Annotated in this window: 28 protein-coding genes; 27 read left to right on the plus strand and 1 reads right to left on the minus strand. The window is 70.1% G+C overall.

What is annotated here, in order from left to right:
* The first annotated feature begins 78 nt into the window (after positions 1–78).
* The 6 genes from ABEB00_RS33320 to ABEB00_RS33345 all read left to right on the plus strand — a co-directional run bounded on the left by ABEB00_RS33320 (position 79) and on the right by ABEB00_RS33345 (position 3,347).
* Positions 79–1,032 carry a YqaJ viral recombinase family nuclease gene (locus ABEB00_RS33320; RefSeq protein WP_345624436.1) on the plus strand — a complete coding sequence of 318 codons (954 nt, stop codon included), beginning with the start codon at positions 79–81 and terminating at the stop codon, positions 1,030–1,032.
* Positions 1,032–1,847: a recombinase RecT gene (locus ABEB00_RS33325; protein WP_345624437.1), complete on the plus strand. Its 816-nt coding sequence runs from the start codon at positions 1,032–1,034 to the stop codon at positions 1,845–1,847. Before ABEB00_RS33320 ends, ABEB00_RS33325 begins: the two co-directional genes overlap by 1 nt.
* 105 nt (positions 1,848–1,952) lie before the next feature.
* Positions 1,953–2,324, plus strand: a complete 372-nt coding sequence (locus ABEB00_RS33330; RefSeq protein ID WP_345624438.1) for a hypothetical protein — start codon at positions 1,953–1,955, stop codon at positions 2,322–2,324.
* Positions 2,321–2,536 carry a hypothetical protein gene (locus ABEB00_RS33335; protein WP_345624439.1) on the plus strand — a complete coding sequence of 72 codons (216 nt, stop codon included), beginning with the start codon at positions 2,321–2,323 and terminating at the stop codon, positions 2,534–2,536. Before ABEB00_RS33330 ends, ABEB00_RS33335 begins: the two co-directional genes overlap by 4 nt.
* The gene (locus ABEB00_RS33340) at positions 2,533–2,928 is read left to right on the plus strand and encodes a WhiB family transcriptional regulator (RefSeq protein ID WP_345624440.1); all 396 of its coding nucleotides are present in this window, start codon (positions 2,533–2,535) and stop codon (positions 2,926–2,928) included. The genes ABEB00_RS33335 and ABEB00_RS33340 overlap by 4 nt, the downstream gene beginning before the upstream one ends.
* On the plus strand, positions 2,925–3,347 hold the full coding sequence (locus tag ABEB00_RS33345; protein WP_345624441.1) for a hypothetical protein: 423 nt from the start codon (positions 2,925–2,927) through the stop codon (positions 3,345–3,347). Before ABEB00_RS33340 ends, ABEB00_RS33345 begins: the two co-directional genes overlap by 4 nt.
* A gap of 229 nt (positions 3,348–3,576) precedes the next feature.
* Here ABEB00_RS33345 and ABEB00_RS33350 read toward each other — a convergent pair whose 3' ends face one another.
* Positions 3,577–3,912 (minus strand): type II toxin-antitoxin system Phd/YefM family antitoxin, encoded by a 336-nt coding sequence (locus ABEB00_RS33350; protein ID WP_345624442.1) that lies wholly within the window; start codon positions 3,910–3,912, stop codon positions 3,577–3,579.
* 125 nt (positions 3,913–4,037) lie between these two features.
* Between ABEB00_RS33350 and ABEB00_RS33355 the strand changes: the two genes are divergently transcribed.
* The 21 genes from ABEB00_RS33355 to ABEB00_RS33455 all read left to right on the plus strand — a co-directional run bounded on the left by ABEB00_RS33355 (position 4,038) and on the right by ABEB00_RS33455 (position 15,071).
* Complete coding sequence (locus tag ABEB00_RS33355; RefSeq protein WP_345624443.1) at positions 4,038–4,937, plus strand: hypothetical protein; 900 nt, start codon at positions 4,038–4,040, stop codon at positions 4,935–4,937.
* The gene (locus ABEB00_RS33360) at positions 4,909–5,628 is read left to right on the plus strand and encodes an ATP-binding protein (protein ID WP_345624444.1); all 720 of its coding nucleotides are present in this window, start codon (positions 4,909–4,911) and stop codon (positions 5,626–5,628) included. Before ABEB00_RS33355 ends, ABEB00_RS33360 begins: the two co-directional genes overlap by 29 nt.
* 20 nt (positions 5,629–5,648) lie before the next feature.
* On the plus strand, positions 5,649–5,921 hold the full coding sequence (locus tag ABEB00_RS33365) for a hypothetical protein (protein WP_345624445.1): 273 nt from the start codon (positions 5,649–5,651) through the stop codon (positions 5,919–5,921).
* On the plus strand, positions 5,918–6,250 hold the full coding sequence (locus tag ABEB00_RS33370; RefSeq protein WP_345624446.1) for a hypothetical protein: 333 nt from the start codon (positions 5,918–5,920) through the stop codon (positions 6,248–6,250). Before ABEB00_RS33365 ends, ABEB00_RS33370 begins: the two co-directional genes overlap by 4 nt.
* On the plus strand, positions 6,247–6,453 hold the full coding sequence (locus ABEB00_RS33375; RefSeq protein WP_345624447.1) for a hypothetical protein: 207 nt from the start codon (positions 6,247–6,249) through the stop codon (positions 6,451–6,453). The genes ABEB00_RS33370 and ABEB00_RS33375 overlap by 4 nt, the downstream gene beginning before the upstream one ends.
* Positions 6,450–6,755 (plus strand): zinc finger domain-containing protein, encoded by a 306-nt coding sequence (locus ABEB00_RS33380; RefSeq protein WP_345624448.1) that lies wholly within the window; start codon positions 6,450–6,452, stop codon positions 6,753–6,755. The genes ABEB00_RS33375 and ABEB00_RS33380 overlap by 4 nt, the downstream gene beginning before the upstream one ends.
* A complete protein-coding gene (locus ABEB00_RS33385) occupies positions 6,752–7,048 on the plus strand; it encodes a hypothetical protein (protein WP_345624449.1) in 297 nt (98 codons plus the stop codon). Before ABEB00_RS33380 ends, ABEB00_RS33385 begins: the two co-directional genes overlap by 4 nt.
* Positions 7,045–8,085, plus strand: a complete 1,041-nt coding sequence (locus ABEB00_RS33390; RefSeq protein WP_345624450.1) for a DNA cytosine methyltransferase — start codon at positions 7,045–7,047, stop codon at positions 8,083–8,085. Before ABEB00_RS33385 ends, ABEB00_RS33390 begins: the two co-directional genes overlap by 4 nt.
* Complete coding sequence (locus tag ABEB00_RS33395; protein ID WP_345624451.1) at positions 8,082–9,167, plus strand: DNA cytosine methyltransferase; 1,086 nt, start codon at positions 8,082–8,084, stop codon at positions 9,165–9,167. The genes ABEB00_RS33390 and ABEB00_RS33395 overlap by 4 nt, the downstream gene beginning before the upstream one ends.
* Positions 9,168–9,408: 241 nt before the next feature.
* Entirely contained in the window at positions 9,409–9,690 is a 282-nt protein-coding gene (locus ABEB00_RS33400) for a hypothetical protein (RefSeq protein WP_345624452.1), read from the plus strand.
* Between the two features lie 142 nt (positions 9,691–9,832).
* Positions 9,833–10,111 (plus strand): hypothetical protein, encoded by a 279-nt coding sequence (locus ABEB00_RS33405; RefSeq protein ID WP_345624453.1) that lies wholly within the window; start codon positions 9,833–9,835, stop codon positions 10,109–10,111.
* A 146-nt stretch (positions 10,112–10,257) separates the two neighbouring features.
* Positions 10,258–10,728: a VUT family protein gene (locus ABEB00_RS33410; RefSeq protein ID WP_345624454.1), complete on the plus strand. Its 471-nt coding sequence runs from the start codon at positions 10,258–10,260 to the stop codon at positions 10,726–10,728.
* Positions 10,725–11,528: a deazapurine DNA modification protein DpdA family protein gene (locus ABEB00_RS33415; RefSeq protein WP_345624455.1), complete on the plus strand. Its 804-nt coding sequence runs from the start codon at positions 10,725–10,727 to the stop codon at positions 11,526–11,528. Before ABEB00_RS33410 ends, ABEB00_RS33415 begins: the two co-directional genes overlap by 4 nt.
* Before the next feature lie 79 nt (positions 11,529–11,607).
* Positions 11,608–12,615 carry a hypothetical protein gene (locus ABEB00_RS33420; RefSeq protein ID WP_345624456.1) on the plus strand — a complete coding sequence of 336 codons (1,008 nt, stop codon included), beginning with the start codon at positions 11,608–11,610 and terminating at the stop codon, positions 12,613–12,615.
* A gap of 143 nt (positions 12,616–12,758) precedes the next feature.
* Positions 12,759–12,980, plus strand: coding sequence for a hypothetical protein (locus tag ABEB00_RS33425; protein ID WP_345624457.1), 222 nt, complete (start codon positions 12,759–12,761; stop codon positions 12,978–12,980).
* Positions 12,980–13,384, plus strand: a complete 405-nt coding sequence (locus ABEB00_RS33430; protein WP_345624458.1) for a hypothetical protein — start codon at positions 12,980–12,982, stop codon at positions 13,382–13,384. Before ABEB00_RS33425 ends, ABEB00_RS33430 begins: the two co-directional genes overlap by 1 nt.
* Complete coding sequence (locus ABEB00_RS33435) at positions 13,381–13,644, plus strand: response regulator transcription factor (protein ID WP_345624459.1); 264 nt, start codon at positions 13,381–13,383, stop codon at positions 13,642–13,644. The genes ABEB00_RS33430 and ABEB00_RS33435 overlap by 4 nt, the downstream gene beginning before the upstream one ends.
* Positions 13,641–13,784 carry a hypothetical protein gene (locus ABEB00_RS33440; RefSeq protein WP_345624460.1) on the plus strand — a complete coding sequence of 48 codons (144 nt, stop codon included), beginning with the start codon at positions 13,641–13,643 and terminating at the stop codon, positions 13,782–13,784. The genes ABEB00_RS33435 and ABEB00_RS33440 overlap by 4 nt, the downstream gene beginning before the upstream one ends.
* A 79-nt stretch (positions 13,785–13,863) precedes the next feature.
* On the plus strand, positions 13,864–14,070 hold the full coding sequence (locus ABEB00_RS33445) for a hypothetical protein (RefSeq protein WP_345624461.1): 207 nt from the start codon (positions 13,864–13,866) through the stop codon (positions 14,068–14,070).
* Between the two features lie 87 nt (positions 14,071–14,157).
* On the plus strand, positions 14,158–14,418 hold the full coding sequence (locus ABEB00_RS33450; RefSeq protein ID WP_345624462.1) for a hypothetical protein: 261 nt from the start codon (positions 14,158–14,160) through the stop codon (positions 14,416–14,418).
* A gap of 146 nt (positions 14,419–14,564) precedes the next feature.
* A complete protein-coding gene (locus tag ABEB00_RS33455) occupies positions 14,565–15,071 on the plus strand; it encodes a hypothetical protein (protein ID WP_345624463.1) in 507 nt (168 codons plus the stop codon).
* The last annotated feature ends 29 nt before the right edge of the window (positions 15,072–15,100 follow it).

A 15,100-nucleotide genomic window follows, 5' to 3' on the forward strand; every position in this document is an offset into this window, starting at 1 on the left:
CGGCATCCCCGGGCGGCCCGCCCCCTCCCCCCCCCCAGGCGGGCCGCCCACCCGCCAGCACACCCCGAACGGAGTCACATGGGCACCGAAAGCACCACAAAACCCGCCAGCATCGTGCCGGATGGCATCCTGATCGGTCACCTCACGCCGGGCACCGCCGCCTGGGACGAGGCGCGCGCCGGCCTCACCATCACCGCCACCGAGATCGCCGCCGTCGTCAGCCTGTCGCCGTGGATGTCGCGCTTCACCCTCTGGCACAAGAAGTCCGGACTCGCCGCTGCACCGTTCGAAATGACCCCGGCGATCGAGTGGGGGACCCGCCTGGAGGACGCGGTCGCCAGCAAGTGGCAGGACGAGCACCCCGGCTACATCGCCGCACCCGCCGGGACGTGGCGACACCGCGAGCGTGAGTGGCAGCGCGCCACCCCCGACCGGCTGATCTACCCGCAGCCCGCCAGCGAGTTCGAGGTACCGGAGCAGGCCGAGGAACTGCTAGAGGTGAAGACTTCCCCGTTCGGCGACGACTGGGGACCGTCCGGCGCCGACGACGGCGTGCCCGTTTGGTACCGGTGCCAAGTCATCTGGCAGATGGACACCCTCGGCCTGCGCCGCACCCGCTTCGGCGTCCTCATCGGCGGCTGGGACTACCGCGAATACACCGTCGATTACGACGACACCGAAGCGAAGATCCTCCGCGACGCCGCCGAACACTTCCTCGACGAAGTCCGCGAAGGACGACGGCCCGCGATCGACGGCGCCGACGACACCTACCAGACCATCCGCGTTCAGCCCAGCCACTACGACGACGTCGACGTCGAGATCCCGCCCGTGGACGCCGCCCGCTACGAGCAAGCACAGGCCACATCCAAGGCCGCCGCCGCCGAACTCACCGCAGCTAAGGGCGTCGTCCTCGACCACATCGGCACCGGTCGGCGCGCCGTCGTCGGCGAGCGCCGCATCGCCTACCGCATCGCCAAACCCGACGGCACCACCAAGTCCCTCAACCCGTACAAGCAGAAGGAAGCAGCCTGATGAGCCAGGTCAGCAACGCCATCGCCACCCGCGACAACGGGCCCGCCGCCCAGATCGAGGTCTACCGCGACGAATACGCCGCCCTCGTCCCCTCGCATGTCAACGCCGACCAGTGGATCCGCCTCGCCGTCGGAGCCATCCGCGGCAACGCCGACCTCACCCAGGCCGCACAGAACGACGTCGGCGTCTTCCTCCGCGAACTGAAGATCGCCGCCCGCCTAGGCCTCGAACCCGGCACCGAGCAGTTCTACCTCGTCCCCCGCAAGAAGGGCGGACGCAAACTCATCCAGGGCATCGTCGGCTACCAGGGCATCGTCGAACTCATCTACAGGGCCGGCGCCGTCTCCACCGTCATCGTCGAAGCCGTCCGCGAACGCGACACCTTCCGCTACGTCCCCGGCCGCGACGACCGCCCCGTCCACGAGATCGACTGGTTCGGCGCCGACCGCGGCCCCCTCGTCGGCGTGTACGCCTACGCCGTCATGAAGGACCGCGCCGTCTCCAAGGTCGTCGTCCTCAACCACAGGCGCGTCATGGAGATCCGCGCCAAGTCCGACTCAAAGAACTCCGAGTACAGCCCGTGGAACACCAACGAGGAATCCATGTGGCTCAAGTCCGCAGTCCGCCAGCTCGCCAAGTGGGTGCCGACCTCCGCCGAGTACATGCGCGAGCAGCTCCGCGCGCAGGCCGAGGTCGCCGGTGAACTCGCCGCCCCGTCCACCGCTGGGGCCCCGGCGATGCCACAGCCGTCCGTCCTCGACAACGCCGATCCCGCAGACGACGCCGAGCCCGTCGAAGGCGAACTCGTCGACTGACCATCCCAACATTGCGGGCCCCGCGCCCCATAACCCAAGTAGGCCGGCCCGCGGGTATCGGGCCGGCCCCTCACCCAAGGACATCACAGTCGCAAGGAGCCCACCATGGTCCGCAAGCTCACACCCGCCGAACGCCTCGCCACCGCCGACAAAGATCTCCTGCTGGAGGAATTCGCCGACCAGTCCTCCTGGGACCAGTTCCTCGTCGAACAGGCCGTCTTCCACTTCGGACAGCGCCACGACGAGTGGTCCTGCAACGACCTGCGGGACGTGCTGCCCGAACTGGGGCACGGCTTCCTCGGCGCCGCCATCAACGCCCTCCGCTCCGGCGGCATCATCGCCCACACCAACCAGACGGTGCCGTCCACGCAGGCCAACACGCACGCCCACCGCATCGCCGTATGGCGGCTCACCGACAAGGGCCGGACCATCGCCGCCCAGCGCGCCGCCTGCGGCCAGCAGGGGAGGGCCGCGTGAGCCCCGCTGAGGTGTCGGTCGACGTCGCCCTCTGGTACGTCACCGCCGCATCCGGTGCCACCGCGGCCCTGGCCGCCCTCGTCGCCGCCCGGCTCACCCGGCAGCGGCGGGCACGGCGGAGCCAGCAGCGGGAGATCCAGCACGTCGAGGACTTCGCCAACCACCCCCACGCCCACACCCGCTACGGCCAAACCCGGAAGGAGACGCCGTGAGCCGCTTCGACTGGATGGAAGACGCCCGCTGCGCCCAAGTCGACCCCGAACTGTGGCACCCCGACGGAAGCGGAGTCGGCTACAGCGACGCCAAGAAAATCTGCGCCCGCTGCCCCGTGCAGCAGCAGTGCGCCGACTTCGCGCAAGAAACCGAAGGCGACCTCGCCCACAGCCACCGGCACGGCCTGTGGGCCGGACAACTCCCCAGGCGCCGGGCCAACCAGAGCAACAAGCCCGCCGGCTTCTACGTCAAACGCCGCCAGCAGATCATCCGGCTCGCCGCCGGCGGAGACATGGACTCGTACCAGATCGCCGAACACGTCGGAGTCGACGTCCGCACCGTGTGGCGCATCACCCGGCAGCACCGGCAGGACATGGGGAAAGCCGCATGAGCACCCAGACCGCCATCGAACTGCTACTGCGGGCCGGCTACTCCGACAAGGCCATCGAACGACAACTGAACGTGTCGCGGCGGCGCGCCCGCGACCTTCGCCAGCAGCTCGGCCTGCCCAACCGCAAACCCGGCCCGACCGCGGCGGCCACCGTCGAAGACCTGTTCTGGCGACGCGCCCAGCCCACCCGAGACGGGCACCTCATGTGGCCCGGCTACGACCCGCAGCACGGTGCTGGCATCCGGCACAACGGCCGTCGCCAATCCGCCTACCGGGTCGCCTTCCGCATCCGGTACGGCCGCGAACCCGTCGGCCGGGTCGAACCCGGCTGCGGCCAGGCCGGCTGCGTCCACCCGCGGCACGTCGAAGACCGGCCTATGCGCCAGCAGTACCGGGCGATCTTCGGGGAGGTGGCGTGAATTACCACCCCCCACCCCTCCACCACAACCCCCGCACGTACCCCACTTCGGCCCACTTCGAGCCCCGCACCCAAGGCGCGCAGCCCGGTGACCAGCGCAAACGAAGTGGGTCGAAGTGGGGGAGCGAAACCACTGACTCCACCACCGAACCACGTACAGCCTGATCAACCGCACACGACAAAGGCCCCGCCGTGGCGGGGCCGGAGGACGACCGAGAGGAGGAGGGATGTCACAACAGGATGTGAAAGGCGCCCTGATCGAGGATGTCGTGCAGATCGGGGTCCTTGTCAGCCAGCACTTCGGCGAACTTCGGATCTTCGGTGAGCCTCTCCAAGCGCTCTACCAACTGCCGGAACGCCTCCTCCTTCTCGGTCGGCCCCTTCGCCCGTTTGAACATGGCTGGCGTCACGACGTAGGCCCTGCGTTCGCCGCGTTCCGTGAAGGCGGCCGGCCGGCCGTCCTCGCGGACCCTGCGGATCAGGCGGGTCAACTGGGCGCGCGCCTCGGTCATGGAGACCTCAGCGACGCCGTCTTCTGCGATGCGAATGCCCTGGTCAGCAGCCATGACAAGAGTGTAAGTCATTTCCAATCCTTCCAATGTGGCCAATCTTTAAAGTAGTATGGCAGCGGAGGACCGGCCCTGCCAACACCGCCAGCCCTGCACGCAGTTACGACCGAGAGAAGACGCCCGTGGGAATCCGCCTGTTCGTCGAGGTTCTGGACCATGCGCCAGACACGTTGACCTGGCGCGAGCGGCACGCCCTGAGCGTCCTGGCGGAGAACGCCAACGACGCCACCAGGGAGTGCTGGCCCGGAATCGAAGACGACCCGGTCATCGCTCACCGCATGCGGCTGCCTGGTCGGTCAAGCCGGTACGAGGTCATGAAAGCCCTGCGGGAGAAGAAGGCTCTCGAAGGTGTCAGTGCGGGGCGCCGGGGACACCGTGCGGTCTACCGAATCCCCTCCCTCACCCCCGCAAAGGGTCCGGGAACTCCGGACGCTAACGGCTCAAAAGGGTCCGGGAACCCCGGACATGGCGTCCAGGAACCCCGGACCCAAACGAACGGACAGGGTCCGGAGACCTCGGACCCTAAGCCCGAGAAAGGGTCCGGGAACGACAGCGATTGGGTCCGGGAACCACATGTAAAGGGTCCGGGAAACCCGGACCCCTCCCCCTCAGTCCCCTCAGACCCCTCAGCTAGCAAGCAAGAGGAGCCGGTCGATCACACCTTCGGCATCCCCGAACCGGCACGACCACTCGTGGACGGCCTCACAGCAGCAGGCGTCATCGTCCGCTGGCCTTTCGAGGGCGACACCTGGTTCCCGATCCTGGCCATGATCAGCAAGAGCGGCGTCCCGGCCATGGTCGACCACGCCATGAAGGCCGCCACCCGAACGAACGTTGAGTCCGCGAACTATTTCCTCAAGGGCTGGCGTGAACTCCCACCTCTGCCTGGACCAGACGTCGTGCGGCCCAAGCTCCGCCCCGTCGGTGGCAGGAAGCACACCCCGTACCAGCCGCCCACCGACCACTCCGTCTACGAGAACGGATTCCACACCCATGCCCGACCCCAAGCCTCTGGCGAGTGAGGCCGTCATGCAGCGCCTCCAGCAGATGCTCGAAGCCCGCGGTCTCGGACACGTCACCGCCGGACCCATCGATGACACCCCGACCCCGGACGAGCCCGGCCACCCCGAGTACCACCGCCGCCAGCGCGCCACGATCGCCGTGAACCGCTGGACCACCGCCACCCCGTACCGCTACCAGGACGCCGCAGCCACCCACCCCCAGGTGACCGCCTGGGCCGACCGGGCCATCAACGACCCGCGCACCGCCGGAATCCTGTTCCTCACAGGCCCGTTCGGCACAGGCAAAACCCACCAGGCATACGGCGCCCTCCGCCGCATCGCCGAAGCCGGCCCGGACCGTTTCGAACTGATCGCCCTGACCGCCCCGGACATGTACGCCCTGATGCGGCCCGGAGGCAGCGAGCGCGGCTCGGAGCACGAGGTGAAGCGGCTGATGCGGATACCGCTGCTGCTGATCGATGACCTCGGCACCGAGAAGATCAGCGAGTTCACCGAGGAAGCCACCTACCGGATCTTGAACGAGCGGTACAACGAATGCCGCCCGCTGATCATCACCAGCAACCTGCCCGTCTCCGACCCCAAAGGCACCGACCTCCACGACCAGCTCGGCGCCCGCATCACCTCCCGCCTCGCCCAGACCACCACCGTCGTCGGCCTCGGCGGCGGCGACCGGCGACTCGGGGCCGCGTGATGGACGCCGACGACCCGCGCATGAGCAACGTCGACTGCGCCATCGCCCGAATCGGCTACGCGCACGGCCGGACCGGCATCCAAATCGCCGAACAGTGGATCGTCTCCCACGTCGACGCACTCATCGCCGTCCGCGAAGGCCGCGCAAAGAACCCGATGGCGTTTCCCGGCTACGGCGAAGGCACCTCCGAAGAAACCGCCCGCCGGATCGTGGCCCGCCTCCTCGACGCCGGATGGCGCCCACCGGACACCGAATGCCTCGACCTGCCGGATACCCCGGAGGTGGCGTCGTGAGCGACGCGCAGATCCCTGACGACGACGGCATTCAGGTTGCGGACATGCGGGCGGTGCGTGCTGCGGGTCGCGCCGAGCTGCGGGCGTTGATGCGGGCGCAGATCGATATCGGCCGGGCCCGCCGCGAAGCCCCGATGCCGCCGGCCGTACCTCGGCCGCCCGGTCACCGGCCCGGTGCCTGGCCCACCGGCTCCAGCCCTCCGGGCCGGCCACCCGAGTGGGACCTGCCGAAAGCCGCCTGGGACGCGGCGGTCCGGCACTACCGCAACACCGAGAACAACCCCGACCAGCCCTGCGACTGCGGCAACTGCCCCGAGGAGACCCGATGAGCCTCATCGATTTCTGCCAGACCTGCGGCGGTCACGGATGCCGGTTCCGTGAGGTCACCGAAGACGTCCCCGGCCTGACCGCCGTCATGCGCAAGCGCATCGCGCAGGGACGGGCAGCCTTGCTCGCCGTTCCGTGCCCGGACTGCGACGGCGCAGACCGCGTCACCCCGCATCTCGAATCGATTGCCGAGGAGTGCTCATGACGATCCGCCCCGCTGCCCCGATGCCCGAGTCGATCCGTCACGGTCTGCGCGCCAAGCAGCACCCGGCCCGGTCGGTGCCGTGTCCGCACTGCGGCGCCCACGCCCACCGGCCCTGCACCGTCCGCACCCGTAACCGGATCCTCACCGAGCCGCACCCGCAGCGGGTCTCCTCCTGGGCGCAGACCGTCGCCTGCTGCCCCGACTGCCAGGTCACCCCGACCGTGCCCTGCCACGAGAACGGCCGCAGCCTCCCTGCCGTCCACGCCCGCCGCCACCAGGAAGCCCAGGAGACGGCCGCGTGAGCGCCTACGAGCGCTTGATGGCGGAATCCCTCCCCACAGGCACGTTCGGCCGCTCACAGCCCGCCCAGAGCCGCTCCACGGCCCCCGCCCCGGCCTGGACACCCGAGGAACAGGCCGCCCACCGCGCCGAACTCGAAGCCGCCCTCGCCGAAACCCGCGGGCCCCGCCGGCCCCGGCTCCGGGTCATCGACGGAACCGCCGCCAACCCGTCCCCGAACACCTGCACCTGCGCCCGCTGCGGCAACCCCGCCAGCCGGGCCGTGCACCGGACCGAGGAAGGAACCGCCGCATGATCGTCGACCTTTTCGCGGGCCCCGGCGGCTGGGACATCGGCGCCACCCGCCTCGGCCTCGACGTAATCGGCATCGAACGCGACCACGCGGCCTGCGAGACCCGGCGGGCCGCCGGACTCCGCACCGTCGAAGGCGACGTCCGCGCCTACAGCCCGGCCGACTTCCCTGACGCCACCGACATCATCGGATCCCCGCCCTGCCAGCCGTTCTCCGTCGGCGGGAAAGGTCGCGGCCGGGTCGCACTGGACACGGTCCTCGACCTGGCGCAGCGGCTTGCCGCACGACAGGACATCGCCGCCGCCCTCGCCGGCTTCGACGACGAACGCACCGGTCTCGTCCTAGAGCCGCTGCGCTGGGTCTTTGCCGCAGCCGACGTCGGCCGCCCGTACCGGACCCTGCTCCTGGAGCAGGTGCCCACGGTGCTGCCCGTGTGGGAAGAGCTCGCCGTGCTGCTGCGCGCCGAGGGCTACAGCGTGGCCACCGGCCGGCTGTCCGCCGAGGAGTACGGCGTCCCGCAGACCAGGGTGCGGGCCATCCTCGCCGCCGCCCTGGACAGCGACGCCAAACTGCCGCAGCCCACCCACGAGAAGTACCGCAAAGGCCAGCAGGCACAGGGCGTGTTCGGGCTGAAGCCGTGGATCTCCATGGCCGACGGCATCGGCTGGGGCATGACCCACCGGCCCGCCCTCACCGTCGCCGTGGGCACAGCCGCAGGCGGCCCCGACCCGTCCTGCGTCGGCGGATCCGGCGCCCGCGCCACCCTGTACGGGGAACGCGACGCAGGCCGGTGGATCAACTGCACCCGCATCGTCGACGCCGACGACCTGCCCGCCTACCGCGGCGGCCGGCGCGACACCATCCGCCTCTCCGTCGAGGACGCCGCCCTTCTGCAGTCGTTCCCCGCCGGCTACCCGTTCCGCGGCAGCCGCACCAAGCAGTTCGAGCAGATCGGCAACGCCGTGCCCTGCCTGCTCGCCGAACACGTCATCGCCACCGCCTTCGGCATCCCCGCCCGCAACCTGGAGGTGGCCGCATGATCGTTGACCTGTTCTCCGGTCCCCGCGGATGGTCCGAGGGTCTGCGCATGCTCGACCTTGCCGATGTCGGCCTGGAGCTGGACACGTCGGCCTGCCGTACCGCCCAGGCTGCGGGTCACGCCACCGTGCAGTGCGACGTCACCCAGTACCCGACCGCCCCGTTCAAGGGCCGTATCACCGGCAAGATCTCGTCGCCGGTGTGCACGCCGTTCTCCACGGCGGGCAAGCAGGACGGCCTGACCGACTTGCCGCTGGTGCACCAGGCGGTCCACGACTTGGCCCACGGCCGCGACACGCGCGAGGTGATCAAGGCGGCCTGTAGGGATGGGAAGTCCGTGCTCGCCGCCGAGCCGATGCGCTGGCTGTACGACCTGCGACCCGAATGGGTGTGCATGGAGCAGGTGCCCGGAGTGCTGCCGCTGTGGCAGCAGTACGCCGGTGTCCTCCGCGGCTGGGGCTACAGCGTGTGGACCGGTGTCCTGAACGCCGCCGACTACGGGCTGCCGCAGACCCGGCGCCGCGCCATCCTCATCGCTTCCCGCACCCGTCGGGTCGCCGCACCCGATCCGACGCACGGCGAGAACACCGAGATGGACCTCTTCGGTGTGGCCAAGCTGCCGTGGCAGACCATGGCCGAGGCCCTCGGTCTGGAGCCCGGCCTGGAGGTCAACACCCGCGGGGCCCGCAGAACGTCGGGCGGCAACCACTTCCCGTGCGACAAGCCGTCCTGGACGCTCACCGAGAAGGCCCGCTCCTGGTGGGTGCTGCGGCAGGGCAAGCGAGCCAACGCCACCGTGCGCCGCCTGGACCAGCCCGCGGCCACCCTCGTCGCCGGCCATGCCCGCCACGACTACCAGTGGATCAAAGTCGACGGTGGCGCCGACTTGGAGAAGCGCCCGCTGCTGCTAACGGAGGCCGCAGTTCTCCAAGGTTTCCGGCCCGACCACCCATTCCACGGCAGCGAGTCCCGGCGCTTCCTGCAGATAGCCAACGCCGTCCCGCCGCCATTGGCCGCACACGTCGTCTCCGCTGCCACCGGCATCCCGATGCCCTCCGCGGAGCCCGTCGCGGAGGCGGCCTGATGCCGGGGGAGCGCCGCAAGTGCGCGGGCGGCTGCGGCCGGTGGCTGTCCGACCCGGCATCCCTGGCCCGCGGCTACGGCCGGCTCTGCGCCGAACGCCGCGGCATCCCCGTCCACACCCCGCGCCGACCCGTCAGACCCCGCCCGCCAGCCGTCCGCAGCCCCGACGCGCCATCCGAACCCATCCCCGGGCAGGAAGCCCTCCCCCTCCAGCCCATGCAACCCAGTCTCTGGAGCCTCTGATGACCGACCAGACCACCTACCGCATCGTCTTCGGCCCGGCCTGGCCCGTGCCGTCGATCAGCGTCGACTTCGCCGACCGCAACGCCGCGGCCCGCACTGTCGCCGAACACGCCATCCCGCACCTGAAGCCGGTCCTCGCTGCCAAGGGTCGCCCCGAACTCGCGGACTGCTTCTTCCAGACCGACCGGGCTCTGACCGTCGGCCAGTTCATGTGGCTCGACCTCGCGGGCGAAAAGGCCGCCCAGTTCTGCCCGGCTCGGCTCACCCCGGTCACCCCGTGACCACGGCGACCCCGAGGCGTCGCTACCGCCTCGGGGTCTGCCCGGACCCTACCGCCGGAGGGACCGGTTGATTCCGGCGACGCGCCCCTGACCTGCTTGATCTGCGGCAATGCCTCTGACTCGATGACGAAAGGAACTTCGTATGAGCCCCAGAAACGACCTGGCTGTCGGCCTCCGCAGTGACGGCTTCAGTCCCGGCGAGATCGCCAACATGCTCACCCCGGGCGCCACCCTCGCCGACGCCTCCGACCCCAGCCCGCTCCGCTGGGGCCTGGGCGACGTCCTCTGGGGCGATGACGGCTCCACGATCGTGATGCTCTCCGGCCCCGAGGGCGAGCCGTACTGGCTGGAGTTGGAAGCCGAACGGGCTGCCGCACTCCGTGACGACCTCGCCGGCCCCGACGGTCAACCCACCACCTGAGCGCCCGCTCATCCGGCAAGCCCCGCCCCGCGCGCACCCCGCGATCAACGCCACGCAACCCGAACCGTCAACTGGAGGAAGTCTTGATCACTCGTAGGTCTGTGTTCGTGGCGGTTGTCCTGGCCGCGTATGTCGCCACGGTCCCTATGGCGAACACGCTCGTCACCCGCTTCGGTACCGTCCCGGTCGGCTTCGGCTATGCGGCCCCGGCGGGCGTGTACGTCGTCGGTCTGGCTCTGGTGCTGCGGGATGTGGCCCGGGAGACGGCGGGCCGCACTGCGGTGGTGGCGGCGATCGTTGCCGGCACGGTGCTGTCGTGGTGGCTGGCCGACCCGGGCTTGGCGCTGGCGTCGGCGGTGGCGTTCGCGGTAGCGGAGTCGATGGATTTCGCCGTGTACGAGCCGCTGCGCCGGCGGGGCCTGTGGCTGGCGATGCTCGCGTCGAATGCGGTGGGCCTTCTCGCCGACTCGCTGATTTTTCTGTGGCTGGCGTTCCGGTCGTTCGAGTTCCTGCCGGGCCAACTGCTGGGGAAAGCGTGGATGACGCTGGCCGCAGTCACGGTGATCGTTTTGGTTCAGCGACGCCGGGACGCTCAGGTCGGGGCGGTGGCCGCGTGAGCCGCTTCCTGCTCGGCGCCCCGCCGGCGTTCATGAAGTACACCGACGTGCCGCTGTTCGTGTCGAACCGCCCCCTGTCGAAGATCAAGAACCTGTATCGGGCGCGTGGCCCGGTCGCGGTGGACTCCGGCGGTTTCTCCGAGTTGGACGACCATGGCTCGTGGGACCACGGCCCCACGCCCCGGCAGTACGCCGGGCAGGTTGCCCGCTACGTCGACGAGGTCGGGATCGAGTGGGCGGCGCCGCAGGACTGGATGTGCGAGCCGTGGATCGTCGCCAAGACGGGGCTGTCCGTTGCTGAGCATCAGCGTCGCACTGTCGGCAACTACCTGGATCTGAAATCCATCGATGCTGGCCTGCCCATTATTCCGGTGATCCAGGGCTGGACGGTCGCCGACTATGAGCGGTGCATAGCCCTGTACGACCGGGCCGGGGTTGACCTTCGCACCCTGCCGTTGGTCGGTATCGGCTCAGTGTGTCGGCGGCAGGGCACCGAGGAGGCCGCCCAGTTGATCGAGCGGATCGCCGGGCATGGCATCCGGCTGCACGGCTTCGGTTTCAAGATCGACGGGTTGCGGCGGGTCGCCCACTGCCTGCCGTCGTCGGACTCGATGGCTTGGGCTCTGGCCGGCCGCCGTGAAGAGCAGGGCTGCGACTTTCGATTCCCCAGGTCGCGTGGCCCGCACAAGAACGAAGCGAACTGTCTGAGGTACGCGCTGGCCTGGCGGGAGCGAGTGCTGGCCGCCGTAGAGGTCGGGCTGGCCCGGCCGGAACAGCTTGTGTTCCCGTTCGCCGCATGACCCGCAGCAGGCCGGCCGCCCGCGCTCGTATCGCGGGCGGCCGGTGCCCCGATCCCATCACACCGACTGGAGCCCGACCATGACCGAACCGACCTCCACCGCGCACGTCCTGCTGCGTGACGCCGAGAACTACCTGTCCGCGTTGCACGGGTCCGTCGCCCGGCATGATCACCTCGCCGCCAACCTGGGCTGTGCGGGGTGTGAGCTGCGGGACCGGATCGCCGCCGCCCTGCCGGGGCTCGCCGCCGTGTCGTCCCCGCCCGCCGACCAGACCACGTTGCGCGACCGCATCCGGCGCGCCGTCTGCGAGGCCGAGGGCTTCATGTGGAGCACCGACACCGACATGCTGGAGCCGGACGAGTACGGCGAGGTGGCTGACGCGGTGTTGGCCGTGCTGCCCGCGCCCGCCGACCGGGCCGCCATCGTCGGTGACGCCGTCACCGCCGTCCGCGACGGGGACCTTGGCCCTCGGGGCGGCATGAGTCGCGACTACGAGAACGGCTGGTGGGACTCGCGCGCTGCTGCTGAGGAACGCGTCCGCCGCCTGGCCGACGAGGCGCAGCCCGCCACACCGGACACCGAGACCGACGAGCAGCGCGCCGACCGCGAAGAAACCGAACGCGACCACGCCCGCGGCGACCACACGTACTGCGGGATCACCTGCGAGACGGAGATGCCGACCAAGCACCTGCGGAACTTCGTGATCGCCAAGGGCTACCCCGGCACCAAGGGCGCGCTGGACGAACTGCTCCGCCGGGCCCGCACCGCCGCCGTGCTGCCCGCGACATCGGACACGCTGCCCGCGTGGCTCTACCGCCGCTTCATGCCGGACGGCATCGGCTGGGACAACCTCGACGCCGACGATCGCTCGTACTGGGAGCACCAGGCCCGAGCCGTCCGCCGCGCGGTCGCCCGAGGCGGATTCAAACGGGCCGCCACGTCCGACACCGAGACGCCCGTACACCTCGGCGACCAGGCCAACGCCGAGAACTGCCCCGGCTGCAAGGCCGAGCGCAGGAACTTGCCGTACCCCTTCCTGTGCCCTGCTGTGTCCGGTGCTGCTGCCGCGCCCGCGAAGGAGGTGTGACCCGTGGCGCTCTGCCGTGACTGCGACACCGTGATCCCCTGCCACTGCCATCTCACCCCACCAGTCCAGACACGGCCCGGCGTGTACGAGGCGACACCCCCTCACGCGGGCGCCGCCGAGGTGCAGCAGGACAGGGCGGACCGGTGACCGCCTACCCGATCGGCGTCGAGGTGTCGTGCGACGGCCCCGACGAGCAGACCGACTGCCCCGACAGCGCGGCGATCCGCGCCGGCTTCGCATCGAGGACCGCCCGGCAGGTCCGCGCCGACGGGCGAGCCGACGGCTGGACTACCCGGCGCGCGCCCGGTCGACTGAGGGACGTCTGCCCAGGCTGCGGCAGGGCGCGGCAGGACGGGGCGCGGTGATGGCCGATGCGTTCGAGGCGATGCACGCGCTCGGCACCGCGTTCCTCTTCTGGCTGGGCCTCCTCGCCCTCACCACCACCCTCGCCCTGTACGAACACCTCGCCCCGCTGGAGGCGCCCAGCGCCCGCCTGGGCGCCTCCCACCCCTCCAGTGACCTCCTGGGCGCCGGAGGGTCCCCTAGGGCCTCTCAGGGCCCTTGTGGCGCTTCGCTCAATCATTCATCCGTGAACCCCGAAAGGAATCCCATGATCAGCACCGCCCAGTGGGTCACCATCCGTGACCTCGTCGCCTGGCTCGACCACGCAGCCGCCCAGCTCGCCGCGAACACCCACCCGACCTGGCAGGATGTGATCGGCCGTCACGCCCTCGCCGTCGCCCGCGCAATCAACGGGACCGCGTCGTGAGAAGCCCCAGCGTCCCAGGCCAGCCACTCACCATCGGGCAGCTCGCAGCGCTGCGTCTCGCCGCGTCCGGCTACACCAGCCGGCAGATCGCCACCCGCCTCGGCACCACCGAAGCCGGAGTCCACCGCCGCTTCAAGGAGATCACGATCCGGCTCGGCGCCCGCTCCCGCACCCACGCCGTCGTCATCGCCCTCCAGCACGGCCACATCCGCCTCGATGACCTCGACCTCACCCCACACCGTCAGGAGACCGCAGCATGACCGACCAGCAGGCCCCCAACCCCGAGCACTACGAGGCGTGCCCGCAGCACGACAACCCAGACGCCCCGCACTGCCACTGCGAGGGCATCACCCAAGCCGACGACAACTACTGGACCGAACCGCCCAACCTCAACGGCTGACCGCCAGGACAAGGAGAAGACCATCAAGAAGCACAGCGACGCCGACGCCCTAGACGCCATCGCGGCCTTCGCCACCCCCATGACCGTCCGCTACGCCGTCGGCGGCCACGCACACGCCGTCGACGTACTCACCGGCGGCTTCAGCCTCGCCGACCACCTCGAACGACTGGACCCCGCCAACAGGGCCGGGACGGAGTGGATCACGTTCATGCTCAAGGCCGGCGGCGAAATCGCCCTGCGGGACAGCAGCATCATCGCCATCGAAATGCCCGCAGTAGAGCCGTAAACCCAACCCAACCAGCGACACAGAAGCCCCGCCGCCCATCCAGGGCGGCGGGGCTTCGCCGTACCCCCAACAATCAAGGAGTTGACCATGACCAGCCGTCTCCCCGCCTTCCGTGTCGCCGACGTTCTCGCCGCCGCCGGCCACACCGACGCCACCCGCGGGCTGTCCTGGCGGCCCGGGTTCCGTGCCACCCAGGCCAGCCCCCGCACCGTCCGCATCTGGCACGACGGACAGAGCGAAGCCCAGCATCTCGCCCGGTATGTGGCGACGCTGCGCCCGCTCGGCTACTACGTCACCGCGGAGCGGCCCGCTGGCCTGCGGCCCCGCATCCGAGTCACACACCCGTAACCGGTGCCGCCGTGCCGGGCGGTGAAGCTGCCGCCCGGCACTCGGATCTCGCCCTTGACCTGGATCTTTCTGCTAGTTCGGGTTCACCGCTTGCAACCTCGGGATAGCTATGACATAGTTCTGACATCGAGAGGGAGGGGAACCCGATGAACACCACCGCAGCCGCCACCGAGGCCCACGTCACCGTCGCCACCATCCGCACCTGGTGCCGCCGAGGCGTCGTCACCGCCGTCAAGCAGGCCGGCCGCTGGATCATCGACACCACCTCCCTCGCCGCCCGCATCACCATCGGCAAAATGAAGCGCCCCGCCAAGAAGGCCGCCTTCACCACCGAGACCATGGTCGCCATCGGCGGACGCCGCTGGCAGAAGAACGGCATGGACCGCGTCTACCTCAACGACTTCCAGACCGTTCCCGGCCTTGAGCTGGACCACTACAAGACCGGGAACATCTCCGGTGCCAGCCTCGACGGCCAGGGCATCAGCAACGCCGAAGGCGGCCGGCTCGCCACCGCCGTCGACAAGGTCTACTTCGACGCTGCCGACGGCAAGGTCCACATCAAGTGGGGCTGGGGCAACCCGCGCAGCCTCGACCGCGACGAAATCGCAACCCGCGTCTTCGGCGCCGTCCGTACCGCTGTCGCCGCGCTCTGACCCACCATCCCGAACCAATCCGAGGGGGA

The sequence above is a fragment of the Streptomyces ziwulingensis genome (assembly GCF_039542605.1).
GTDB lineage: Bacteria > Actinomycetota > Actinomycetes > Streptomycetales > Streptomycetaceae > Streptomyces > Streptomyces ziwulingensis.